Here is a 12399-nt window from a genome sequence, read left to right as displayed (position 1 = left end):
CATCCCGTCCAGGCCGCCTTCATCGCCGCGCAGGCCGCCCAATGCGGCTATTGCCTGAACGGCATGATCATCGCCACCGTGGCGCTTCTGGCCCGCGATCCCCGCCCGAGCGAGGCGGCGATCCGGCAGGCGCTGCGCCATCATCTCTGCCGATGCGGAACCCATATGGAAATCCTGACGGCCGTTCGCGCCGCCGCCGCCGCGCCCCAGCCGGAGGCCACCCGATGATCCCGGCCGAAGGGCTCTTCGTCCTGCGCCCGCGCCCGGCCACCGAGGGCGGGGACGAGCTGTTCCTCGCGATCGGGGCCGATGGCGCGGTGACGGCCTATAACGGGCATGTGGATCTCGGCACCGGCATTCGCACGGCGCTGGCGCAGATCGTCGCCGAGGAGCTCGACGTCGCTTTCGCCCGCGTGTCCATGGTCTTGGGCTCCACCATTGCGGGGCCGAACCAGGGCGCGACCATCGCCAGCGAGACGATCCAGGTGACGGCCGAGCCCCTGCGGGCGGCGGCCGCGACGGCGCGCGCCCATCTCCTGGCGCTGGCCGCCGAGCATCTCGGCCGGCCCGTGGGCGATCTTATCGTAGAGGACGGGATCGTCGGCCCGCGCGAGCCGCGCAACGCTTTCGTGTCCTATGGCGACCTCTTGGCCGGCGCTTCGATCCGCCTCGCCATCGACCCAGCCGCGCCGCTGAAACCCGCCTCGGCCTATCGCCTCGTCGGCCGCTCCACACCGCGCGCCGACATTCCGGCCAAGGCGACAGGCACGTTCACCTATGTCCATGACGTGCGCGTGCCCGGCATGCTGCATGGGCGCGTCCTGCGCCCGCCCCATCTTGGCTTCGACAGCGGGCCGCATGTCGGCGCGAGCCTCCTCGGCGTGGACGAGGCCTCGGTCTCCGGCCTGCCCGGCTTCCGGGCGCTGGTGGTCGTCGGCGATTTCGTCGGCATCGTCGCGGAGCGCGAGGAACAGGCCGTGGAGGCGATGCGCCACCTCAAAGTGGAATGGCGCGCACCGCCCGCAATCCCGGATCTCACTCACCCCGAAGAAGCGCTGCGGCGCACCCCCTCGACGCCGAGGCGGCTCGCCGACCGGGGCGACGTGGAGCGCGCGCTGGCGAACGGCGAGACGCTGGAGCGGACCTATGTCTGGCCCTATCAGATGCACGCCTCAATCGGCCCGTCTTGCGCGGTGGCCGACTGGCGTGAGGACGCGCTCACCGTCTGGTCCGGCACGCAGAACCCCTTTCCGCTGCGCACGGACCTTGCCCGCCTCCTCGACATGGCGGAGGAGCGGATCGTGGTGGAGCGGCTGGAGGCGGCCGGGTGCTACGGGCGCAATTGCGCCGACGACGTGACGGCCGATGCCGCGCTCCTGTCGCGCGCGGTCGGGCAGCCGGTGCGCGTGCAGCTGACGCGCGAGCAGGAGCATGCCTGGGAGCCCAAGGGCGCGGCGCAGGTCGTGGACGTGCGCGGCGGGCTCGACCTCGAAGGTGGCCCGGCGCTCTACGATTTCGAGACGCGCTACCCCTCCAACCTCGCCCCGACACTGCCCCTCATCCTCACCGGCAAGGTGCCGCCCGTCGCCGACACGCTCCAGATGGGCGACCGTACGGCCATTCCACCCTATGCTTTCCCGAACCTGCGCGTCACCGTCCACGACATGCCGCCGATCGCGCGGGCCTCGTGGTTCCGTGGCGTGTCGGCCATGCCCAACACCTTCGCGCACGAATCCTTCATCGACGAGCTGGCGAGCGCCGCCAAGGTCGATCCGATCGAATATCGCCTGCGCTATCTCACCGACCCGCGCGCCATCGACCTCGTGCGCGCCGTCGCCGAGCGGGCGAACTGGATGCCCCATACCGAGCCCTTCACGCATGGTGGAGAGGGCGACATTCTCTATGGCCGGGGCTTCGCCTACGCCGTCTATGTCCACGGCAAGTTTCCCGGCACGGCCGCCGCCTGGGCCGCCTGGGTGGCCGATGTCGCGGTCAACCGCGCGACCGGCGAGATCGCCGTCACCCGCGTCGTCTGCGGCCAGGACACCGGGCAGGTCGTCAATCCGGACGGCGTGCGCCACCAGATCCACGGCAATGTCATTCAGTCCACCAGCCGCGTCCTGAAGGAGGAGGTGCGCTTTTCGCAGACGGGCGTCGCCGCGCTCGAATGGGGCGCCTATCCCATTCTCCAGTTTCCCGACGTGCCCGAGATCGACGTGTTGATGGTGCCCCGGCCCGACGAGCCGCCACTCGGCGCAGGCGAGTCCGCCTCCGTGCCGAGCGCGGCGGCGATCTGCAACGCCGTGTTCGACGCGACCGGCATCCGCTTCCGCGAACTGCCGCTGACGCCCGAGCGCGTGCGCGCCGCGCTGAACCCGCTGCCGCCGCCCGCGGACAGCCCGACGCCGCTCGCCAAGGCGAAGCGCCGCTGGGGCTGGCCCTTCGCCGGGGCCTTCGCCGGGGTGCTGGCGGCGGGCGCGGCAACCCTGCCCTTCCCCGGCGCGATCGCGCCCGTGCCACGGCCGGCGGCCGACCTCTTCTCGCCGGCGACCATCGAGCGCGGGCGTCTCGCCGCCGCCGCCGGGGCCTGCAACACCTGCCATGTCGGCGGCGGCGGCGCGGCTTTTGCGGGCGGGCGGGCGCTGGAAACGCCCTTCGGCACGGTCTACGCCACCAATATCACGCCCGATCCCGAGACCGGCATCGGCGCCTGGAGCTACCCGGCCTTCGCGCGCGCCATGCGCCAGGGCGTCTCGCGGGACGGGCATCATCTCTACCCCGCCCATCCCTACACGTCCTTCGCGAGGGCGAGCGAAAGCGACCTTCAGGCGCTCTATGCCTATCTCATGGCGCAGGAGCCCGTGGACGCACGAACGCCGCCGACGGCGCTCCGCCCGCCCTTCAACATCCGGCCGCTGATGGCGGGCTGGAACGCGCTGTTCCTCTCAGCCGCGCCCGCCCCGGCGGATGCGGCCCAGAGCGCGGAGTGGAACCGGGGCGCGGAGCTGGTGGAAGGGCTCGGCCATTGCAGCGCCTGCCACAGCCCGCGCAACGCGCTGGGGGCCGAAATCTCGGGGAAGGCGCATCTTGGGGGCGGCGAGGCCGATGGCTGGCACGCGCCTTCGCTGCGCGGCGGGGCCGCGCCCGTCGCCTGGACCCAGCAGGCGCTCTACGACTATCTGCGCGATGGCCGCGCGGCCGAGCATGGGGCCGCCGCCGGGCCGATGGCACATGTCGTCGCCTCGCTCGCCCCCCTGCCCAACGCCGACATCCGCGCCATGGCAACCTATCTCGCCGCGCTGGAAGGGCCGCCCGTTACCGTCGAGGCCGCCGCCACGCAGGCGCGAGAGGCACTGGAGGCGGCCGAGCGCGCCAGCGCCGCGGCCGCGCGGACAGCGCCCATGGGCGCGCGCGTCTTCGAGGGGGCCTGCGCCACCTGCCACGCCGCCGACAAGCCGGCCATCTCGCTGGCGCTGAACGTCAATCTCCACGCCGCCGAGCCCGGCAACGCGATCCGCGCGGTTCTCTCGGGCGTTCCCGCCCATGCCGGCCTCGACGCCGAAGCCATGCCCGCCTTCGGCGCGGCGCTGGACGATGGTGCGATCGCCGATCTCATGGCCTATCTTCGCGCGCGCTTCGCGCCCGACCAACCCGCCTGGACCGATCTTCCCGAGGCGGTGACATCGGCGCGCGCCGCGCCCCATTCCTGATCGATCGCCGAAAGGCCGCCCATGTTCCTCGACACGTCCATCCCCCTTGCCAGCGCCTGGAACACATGGTCGGACAAGCCCGGCGAGCTGACCTTCCTGCCGCTCGGCGTGCGCATCGCCCCCCTCCTTTATTCGGCCAAGCTTGCCCGCGCGACGCCGATCCGCGCCCCTGACGAAATCCGCTTCGGCACGCACGGGCTGCGCGGTGAGCGGATCGAGTTCGAGACACTTTTCGCCGAGACGCGCCTTGCCTTCCGCCTCGACAAGCCCGACCCGTTCGTAGTGCGCGGCGGCTTCGAAACGCGTCAGGCGGGTGAATGGGGCCTGCGCTACTGGGTGTCGCTCGCTCTTTGCGCCGAGGACGGCAGCCGCGCCGAGTTCGATCCGCAGACGGGCGTCGCCGTGGTGGAGGTGAACTTCCGCTTTGTGGCATTTGCGGCGAGCGATCTGCCCGCGCTCGTCACGGGCCATCAGAGCTTCGACGCGCTGATCGAGGATTTCGACCGCAACGGCTATTTCGACAAGTCGACCCGTGCGAGCGCCGCGCCGCTGATCGCGCTGCGCTTCAACCTCGAAATGACGCCGAGCCTGCGATACGCCGCCGCCGTCGCCGACACGAAGGAATTGGCCGTCGCCAAGGCCCGCGCCGCGCTCGCGGGCAAGATCGAGCCAGCGCCGGCCCTGCACACCGGCCGCCACGCAGCCGCGCTCGACGCCGTTCGCGATGTGGTCGGCTGGAACACAGTCTATGACCGGCTGAACCGACGCCCCTACACGACCGCCAGCCGGATCTGGGGCTTGGGCGATGCCGTCTGGTACAACGACCAATGCTTCGCCGCACTTATGGCCGGGCTTCTCGATCCTGCCCTCGCGCGGCGCAATTTCGACGTGGCGATGGGAAGCGCGACGCCGCAGGGCAACATCGCTTGCCTCGTGAACCCGAAGGATGCCTGGGTCGATCGCACCCAGGCCCCGCATGGCGCCTTCATCGCTTGGATGATCTACCAACGCAGCCGCGATCGAGCCTTTCTCGCCGACGTGTTCGACGCGCTGGCACGCAACCAACTCTGGTGGCGCGAAAACCGCGACCCGGACGGACGCGGTCTCGTGTCCTGCGGAACCTCGGATGTCGGCGACGCCATGTATCGCGGCACCGCCTTCGGCGCGCGCAACGAGACGGGCATGGACAATTCGCCAACTCACGACGAGGCCCGCTACGACCCGGAAACGCGCACGCTCTCGACGCTTGATGTCGGCCTGAATTCGGCGCTGGCGCTCGACGCCGAGATGCTGGCGCTGATCGCCGCCGAGCTGGGCTGTGACGAGGCGGCAGAGCGGTTCGCGGAACTCGCCGCGCAAACGCGCGCGCTGGTCCGCACCGAGCTATGGGACGAGGCACGCGGCCTCTTCGCCAACCGGCAGCGCGGTGGCGGCTTCGTGCGCAGCGTGTCGCCAACGAGCTTCTTCCCGCTCCTGTGCGGCGCGGCCAGCGAGGCGCAGGTCGAGCGTCTGCTGGTTCATCTTGAAGACCCCGGCATGTTCGGCGGCCGCCTCCCCCTGCCCAACGTCGCGCGCGACGATCCCGCCTATGCCGAGCAGATCTACTGGCGCGGGCGCATCTGGCCCAATGTCAACTGGCTGGTCTGGCAAGGCCTCCGGCGCTACCGGCTCGACGGGCCGGCCTCGAACCTCGCCGCGCGCAGCTTCGAACTTTTCCAGGCATCTTGGACATCCCGTCGCTGGTGCGGAGAGAATTACGATGGCGACACGGGCCGGATCGACGAGCGCCCCGGCAACGACCCGTTCTACACCTGGGGCGCGATGCTGCCGCTGATAGCCGTCGGCGAGGTCATGGACATCAACCCATTCGGCGGCTGGGAACTCGTGAACAACGGAGAGCCCGTCCGCCTCGGACCAATCGAAAGCCCGGCAGGCCCGGTGACGGTCGAGGTGGCCGACGGACGATTGACGCTGCATGGCGCGGACGGACAGCCCCGTTTCGCCAGCTCCCATATAGGACGTCTCTCACGGATTGTACTGGATTCCGCCCTCGTGTCTGTCACCGTCGTCGAGGGCGGCGACATCGTCTTCCGGCTCGGCGAGGCCGCGTCTCGCCGGCTAGCGGCCGTACGCCTGAACGGGCGTCCGGTTGACACGCGGCAGGAGGGCGGCTGTCACGTCGCCGACCTAAAGGACGTCCCGGCGGGCGCCCGGCTTGACTGGCATCTCTCCCCGGCGGGCGCTGCGTGAGGGAGCCGCCGCCGGACTGGTTCGAGAACCCGGAAGCGCGCTTTCGAACCGCGACCTTCTGGTTCTGGCACCGCATACCGACCGACGAGGAGATCGCCGCCCAGCTCGCCGACATGCAGGCAAAGGGTATCGGCTGCGTGATGATCCAGGCCCGCCCGGCCCTCGAACGATCGAGCTATCTCTCGCCAACCTATCTCGCGGCCTATCGGACGGCCTGCGCGACGGCGGAGCGGCTCGGCATCGGCGTCACGATCTACGACGAATATGGCTGGATGTCCGGCCATGGCGGCGGGCGGACGGTCGACGGCGCTGACCATCTTCGTGAGCGCCACCTGTTCTGGACGAGTGGCCCGGCGGGTGCCCCGCTCACTGTCAGCGCCATCCAGTCGCCCTTCCTCGACTTCATCGGCGACATCGGCCGGGAGTGGCTCTACGACGGCGCCAGACCCGTCTGGGGCGAATGGCAGGTGGTCGCCGCCGTCGCGCATCCACCGGCGATCCACGACGAGGCCGACCTGCGGGTCCTTGCAGAGCCGATCGAGGTCCGCCCTCTCGGCGACGACGGCTGCCGCATCGATTATCCAGCCAGTACCGATATCCCGGCCGACTGGATTGTGACGGTCTTCGTCGCGGCCCGCTGCCTGACCTCGCGGCTCATCAACTATCTCCTGCCCGAAAGCGCCGAGCGCTTTGCTCAGGTCGTCTACGCGCCGCTGCTGGAGGCGGCCGGCGGCGCCGCGGACGGCTTCTTCTTCGACCATCCCTATGCGGGGTTCTATACCTGGGCGGAGCACGAAGGCTCGCTCGGCAACAGCCTCCTGAGCGACGGTCGGCATGCAGACCCCGCCGAGATCGCCGAGCTCCTGTCGCTCGCGCGCGACGTCGGCCCACGCACGGTCGCGCTGCGCGCCGGGTTTCTGGGCGCTTATGCCGAGCGCATGCACGAGGCCTTCTTCGGAACCCTCGCCCGCTGGACGCGCGAGCGGGGCGTCGGCTTCAGCGGGCACGAACTCCTGACTCACGTCGGGGGGTGGCCGCTCCACAGCGGGCTGACCGGCATCGACTCGCGCGTCATGCCGGGCGTCGACCATTTCGGGATCGATGCCTATCGCACCGAGACGGCCGTCGACGCCGCCGACTTTGCTCCGCAACTTGCGGCAAAGCTCGGCGACAGCGTAGCCCGCGCGAACGGGCGCCAGCGGTGCACGGTCGAGCAATACGCCACGGGGCGGGAAGCAGGGAGACCGACGCTTGCGGGCCAGTGGGATCTGACGCCACAACGCTTCCGGTTACAGGCCATCCGACATCTCCTTCTCGGGGCACGCCGGATCCTACTCCACGCCGTCAACGTGACCGATGGTTTTGATCGCGACGAGCGCCTCCTTGCAAACCCTCGTTGGGACTTCCCCCCTGCCTACAATTTCCTGCCCTGGTGGGAGGACTGCGGCCCAATCTTCGACGAACTGGCGCGCCTGTCGGCATTTCTGGAAGCCGGAGAACCGCTCCGGCCTGTCGCATTGCTCTATCCACTGGAAACGATCCGCATCGAAGGGCCGGCGGGGGCCTGCGGCGAGCATTTCGGCTTTTGGGCGGAGGCACTCGCTCATTCCGGCATCGGCTACGACATTCTCGATGAGGGGCAACTCGAACTGGCCTTGGAGCCCGACGGACGCTACGCTGTGCTGGTACTGCCTGCGGTTGTTGCATTCGCGAGCGAGACAAACGCCATGCGCATACGCGATTTCGCCAAACGCGGTGGGCGTGTGCTTTGGTCCGGTGCCCTTCCGGAGACATTGCGCAATCCATTCCAGACTTCCGCTTTGCCCGAAAATGGATGGCCATCCGCGGCCTCTCCTACCGCGCACGCGGAGAACCCTGACGTCGCCGCGATCCGGGCAAGCGTCGCCACGCTGGCGCGCCCCTGTCCCGACATCCGCTTTGACGATGAGGGGGCGACATGGTCCGCCATCGCGCAGCTCGGGTCGTCGTGGCGGATCGCCATACTTAACGACGCCGACCACCCGAGGCGATTAACGCTGACTGGCGCGCACGCCTCGCATGAGCTGACGATCCTCAACCCCTCGGATCCTGGCAGCAAGTGTATCGAGATTATCGGGGAACGCCTCGACGGGGTGTCACTCCTGATGCCCGCCTATGGGACCGCCTGTCTGACCCTTGCCCGGCAGAAGACGGCAGGAGAGCCTCGGGGCGGTCTTGCCTCCCTCGAAGACTCCTCGAGTCCGCCTGTTCAAGCGGTGATCGAACTCGTCGACGGATGGACGCTGGAGATCGACGGTTGTCCTGCGATCCCCATAGCGGTTGATCGAGGGTGGGAAGCGCAAGGCTTCCCGCAGTTTTCTGGAACGGGAACCTACAGGAGATCTATCGTCATACCGCGTCGACAGAGTGATACGGCTTGGCATCTGGAGCTTGCCGGTATTTGCGTCTCAGCCGACCTATGGGTCGATGGCGTTTTCGCCGGCCGGGCACTGAACAGTCCGGCGACCTTTTCTCTTTGCTGCAGGCCCGGCGACACGCTTTCGATCGAGATCCGCGTCCGAAACACCGCGGCCAACAGGTATCACCAAGACATGTCTTTTGCCGTGCCGGACCCGCTGCCTTCCGGTTTGACAACCCCACCCAAGCTGGTCGAGATCAAAGGTGACGCTACGAACCTTCGGATGCGCTCGTAGAGGACCTCTTTAGGCAGACGCTCATCGATCATTTGATCGTATGATCAGGCGCGAGCATTCCACATTGTGAACGTAAGAGCGGGCTGTTCCTTTGATGCTGCCCAGCTGTTGATCTCTGCGTTCACTGTTCACGAAATCGGTCTTTCACCGCCCGGATGAGAATGTCCGCTGTCCAAGGCCAGCCAGCGCGGGTCTTGCATGACCAAGATGGGCACAAAGCTGACATGCTGCGATCGCTTCCGAAACGCTACGAAGCGGCCACAACGTCCTCCTCTCTCGCGGCGGGATCAACTCGCTCCCTATCTTCATCCCGCGCCCGCTGGATCGTCTGTCGACTGACGCCATAGTCGCGTGAGAGCTTCGAGACCGAAGCTCCCTCCCCCAGCTTCTCCCGCACCACCTGCTTCTGCGGATCCGTCAGGCTCCGCGGACGGCCTAGAACCCTGCCCTGTGGGTCTGTTGCGAATAGCCATTGGGGATGAGGGCCTCGGTGCTCAAGGCGGCTACAATCGGGGACTTGAGGCATGAGTTTGGCGTTCAAAGGCCGGCATTTCGCGCCCGACGTCATCCTGCTCTGTATGCGCTGGTACTGCCGTTATGCGCTGAGCTATCGCGACCTCGAGGAAATGATGGCCGAACGCCATCTGTCGGTGGATCACACGACCATATACCGCTGGGTCCAGCACTATGCGCCTGAGCTCGACCGACGCGTCCAGTGATGCAAACCCCTACAGACCAAGACTTGGTTTGTCGACGAGACCTATGTGAAGGTCCGAGGCGAATGGATGTATCTCTACCGGGCGATCGGCGATGGCGGCGAGACGCTCGACTTCTACCTCTCGCAAACCCGCACGACGAAAGCGGCGAAGCAGTTCCTGAGCAAGGTTTTGAACCGTTCGCCGCACCATAGGCCCCCAGTCATCTCGACCGACAAGAACCGCGCCTACAACGATGCGATCGCCTCGCTGCGCAAGGAAGGTCGCCTTCCGCCAACCTGCCAGCATCGGCAGGTGAAGTTCCTCAATAACAGGCTGGAGTCCGACCACGGGAAGCTGAAGCAGCGGATCCGTCCGGTGCGAGGCTTCAAATCGCGCAAGACGGCGCACAACGCCATTCGCGGGTTCGAGGTGATGCGGATGTTCCGCAAGGGCCAATTCCGCTCGATGGTCGATAGCCTCGCTGGCGGATCAGAGGCCCGGTACATTGGAAGGCTGTTTCAGGTGTTCATCGCCTGACGAAAGAACGTAACGGGATCATTGCGACCAAATCGCCTATTCGCAACAGACCCGCTCGGAGAGCTTGACCTCAACACGCCGAATAGAGAAGAGCCTAAGGGACCGCTGCCGTGTTGCGTTTGGGTTAGCAGTCTATCGAAGGACGCCGCCCAAAAGGGCGGCGTCCTATCTCTTTGACGGGAAGCGACGACGAGTATCGACCCCATCCCGGCCACTAGGACGGCTGTCGGCGCTCCCCCAAGCGGCCGATCGTCCGCGGTCCGGCAACTTCGGCTCGGGGTGGACTGTGGAAGTCGACATAACGCCCGCAAGCGGGTTTCGACCCTGCACGCATTCTATCGAAAAATACGACTGTTCCTGTGGCGCAGTATGCTTCAGTCTCACCGAAGCGAAGCAGAAGATGGGACCACGACCTGTCGAGCAGATGGTGCTGTTCTAGCGTTGGATTCCAAGGGGTAATGAGGTCATGCGTATTCATAACCCTTGAAAAGCGGCGGGTCGGAGCAGATTACTAGTCGGAGCGAGTGAATGCCTAAAACAATCGAAGCGTTTGCCGCATATCACAGACAAAAAGAGCTTTTGACAGACTATCTTCAGGTCGCTTCGGCTGGCTTGGCGCTGCTCCGCCGTAACGTTGACGTCCCAAACGCGCCAGCTCTCCTAGGTGCGCTGGTCGACGCCTGCGGCGTGAAGCATTGGAGAGTCGGCAAGCAGTATGGAAGTGCGGCTGAGAAGGTCGAAGCTGGTATCAAAGCGCTTGGAGAGCAGGGGGTCGTTCAGCATGTCGCTGCGTTCGACCTTTTTAGCCGCGCCGCGGTCCAAGATGCTTGCCGCTTTTCGGCAAGAGCACGCCACAGCTTCGAACCTTTGAATCACGAACACGCCCTCCTTAGGCTGAGCTCGGCCAAACGCTGGGTCAGTGGCCACTGCTGCAATGATGTGGCGGGGCAGCTCGACAATCTCTCCACGCGCCTCGACCAACTGCAAGTCTGGACCGGCTGGACGCCGTCACCCGCACTCGCAGCCACTCTGCCGCTGTTTGAGCTCGTGCGAAGTGTTCGTAATCGCATCGCTCATGACGCGAGCTTGGTAGGCTCTCACCTTGCCGAGCTCTCCACTAGTTCTGACACGGTCAAGGCACTGGCGGCGTTTCGCAAGACCTATGCACGCGCGGACCTTCCAACCCTGCCTGAGTTCGTGCGTGGGCAGCCGCTCAAGCTCGATACGGTACACGCCATCCTTTTCGGCGCATTTCTATACGAGATCGCCAAAGAGGTGAACGCGCACCTCGTCGGACTGATGGACGATGATGAATTCATCGACATGGCCTTCTATTACTCTACCGTCGTCGAGGAGCATCCGGCGCGCACAATCCAACATCGGTCTCCGGAGGGACGCATTCGGCACTTCCTCGCTGACCGCTATCTACGCGAAAGGGGCGGCTTCGACGGTCGGCGCGTTATTGAGCGCCTTGCTAGTCAAAAAGTGGCTGATACAAATGACCCGGCGAACGATTCCACCTATTGGAAGTTAGCATTGGAACGCCATCCAGTGCTCGTTAAGGCCGTGATGCAATCGGCCGCCAGTGAGAGCTAGGCTACTGACAAAAGGAACTTCCGGACGCCTGTAACGAGTCGTGGCCGGGCGGGACCGCAACGTCCGCTCAGATGCTGTTGCCGTCGCGAAGCAGACCGGCAGAAATCCACCTAACCCGGCCATAATGCTGACGTCTAGATCGGTGGCCGAGCGGGCGTTATTCGGCTAAGAATATGCAGCCGATCTTTGTACGTCGACTTCAAGTTCATGCTTTCCTTTCTCATCCCGCGCCCGCTGGATGGTCTGCCGACTGACGCCATAGTCGCGCGAGAGCTTCGAAACCGATGCCCCCTCCCCCAGCTTCTCGCGCACCACCTGCTTTTGCGCGTCCGTCAGGCTGCGCGGGCGGCCGAGAACCTTGCCCGGTTCTGTTGCGAATAGCCAATTTGGTCGCAATGATCCCGTTACGTTCTTTCGCCAGGCGATGAACACCTGAAACAGCCTTCCAATGTACCGGGCCTCTGATCCGCCAGCCAAGCTGTCAACCATCGAACGAAACTGCCCCTTCCGGAACATCCGCATCACCTCGAACCCGCGAATGGCGTTGTGCGCCGTCTTGCGCGATTCGAAGCCCCGCACCGGGCGGATCCGCTGCTTCAGCTTCCCGTGGTCGGACTCCAGCCTGTTATTGAGGAACTTCACCTGCCGATGCTGGCAGGTTGGCGGCAGGCGACCTTCCTTGCGCAGCGAGGCGATCGCCTCGTTATAGGCTCGGTTCTTGTCGGTCGAGATCACCGAGGGCCGATGATGCGGCGAGCGGTTCAAAGCCTTGCTGAGAAACTGCTTCGCCGCCTTCGTCGTACGGGTTTGCGCGAGATAGAAGTTGAAATAGCCCCCGAATGAACCGGACATGATCTCCCATTCCCGCAAGGGTTAGGAGTAGTGTTGTGTCTCTGTCTCTTCTACACCTCTCCG

6 protein-coding genes and 1 pseudogene are annotated in these 12399 nt (G+C 66.0%); 6 read left to right on the top strand and 1 reads right to left on the bottom strand.

What is annotated here, in order from left to right:
* The 6 genes and pseudogenes from NS365_RS17850 to NS365_RS17825 all read left to right on the top strand — a co-directional run.
* The coding region (locus tag NS365_RS17850) for a 2Fe-2S iron-sulfur cluster-binding protein (protein WP_244498491.1) at positions 1-228 on the top strand (228 nt) is incomplete at its 5' end.
* Positions 225-3710 carry a molybdopterin cofactor-binding domain-containing protein gene (locus tag NS365_RS17845; protein WP_058601656.1) on the top strand — a complete coding sequence of 1162 codons (3486 nt, stop codon included), beginning with the start codon at positions 225-227 and terminating at the stop codon, positions 3708-3710. The genes NS365_RS17850 and NS365_RS17845, both read left to right, overlap by 4 nt.
* Positions 3711-3731: 21 nt before the next feature.
* Positions 3732-5960, top strand: a complete 2229-nt coding sequence (locus NS365_RS17840) for an amylo-alpha-1,6-glucosidase (protein WP_058601655.1) — start codon at positions 3732-3734, stop codon at positions 5958-5960.
* Positions 5957-8653, top strand: a complete 2697-nt coding sequence (locus tag NS365_RS17835) for a hypothetical protein (RefSeq protein WP_058601654.1) — start codon at positions 5957-5959, stop codon at positions 8651-8653. The genes NS365_RS17840 and NS365_RS17835 overlap by 4 nt, the downstream gene beginning before the upstream one ends.
* A 524-nt stretch (positions 8654-9177) precedes the next feature.
* A pseudogene (locus tag NS365_RS17830) lies at positions 9178-9888 on the top strand (IS6 family transposase).
* 528 nt (positions 9889-10416) lie between these two features.
* Positions 10417-11484 (top strand): hypothetical protein, encoded by a 1068-nt coding sequence (locus tag NS365_RS17825; protein WP_058601653.1) that lies wholly within the window; start codon positions 10417-10419, stop codon positions 11482-11484.
* Between the two features lie 165 nt (positions 11485-11649).
* On the opposite strand, the gene NS365_RS24190 is transcribed toward NS365_RS17825, so the two are convergent.
* Positions 11650-12336 (bottom strand): DDE-type integrase/transposase/recombinase, encoded by a 687-nt coding sequence (locus NS365_RS24190; protein WP_153003837.1) that lies wholly within the window; start codon positions 12334-12336, stop codon positions 11650-11652.
* Between the last annotated feature and the right edge of the window lie 63 nt (positions 12337-12399).

The organism is Aureimonas ureilytica, from assembly GCF_001475935.1.
Classification (GTDB): Bacteria; Pseudomonadota; Alphaproteobacteria; order Rhizobiales; family Rhizobiaceae; genus Aureimonas; species Aureimonas ureilytica_A.
This window is presented reverse-complemented; position numbering and strand designations above follow the sequence as displayed.

Excerpts from the sequence above, each read along its gene's own strand:
- NS365_RS17845 (WP_058601656.1), top strand. The coding sequence starts at position 225 with ATGATCCCGGCCGAAGGGCTCTTCGTCCTGCGCCCGCGCCCGGCCACC.
- NS365_RS17840 (WP_058601655.1), top strand. The coding sequence starts at position 3,732 with ATGTTCCTCGACACGTCCATCCCCCTTGCCAGCGCCTGGAACACATGG.
- NS365_RS17825 (WP_058601653.1), top strand. The coding sequence starts at position 10,417 with ATGCCTAAAACAATCGAAGCGTTTGCCGCATATCACAGACAAAAAGAG.
- NS365_RS24190 (WP_153003837.1), bottom strand. The coding sequence starts at position 12,336 with ATGTCCGGTTCATTCGGGGGCTATTTCAACTTCTATCTCGCGCAAACC.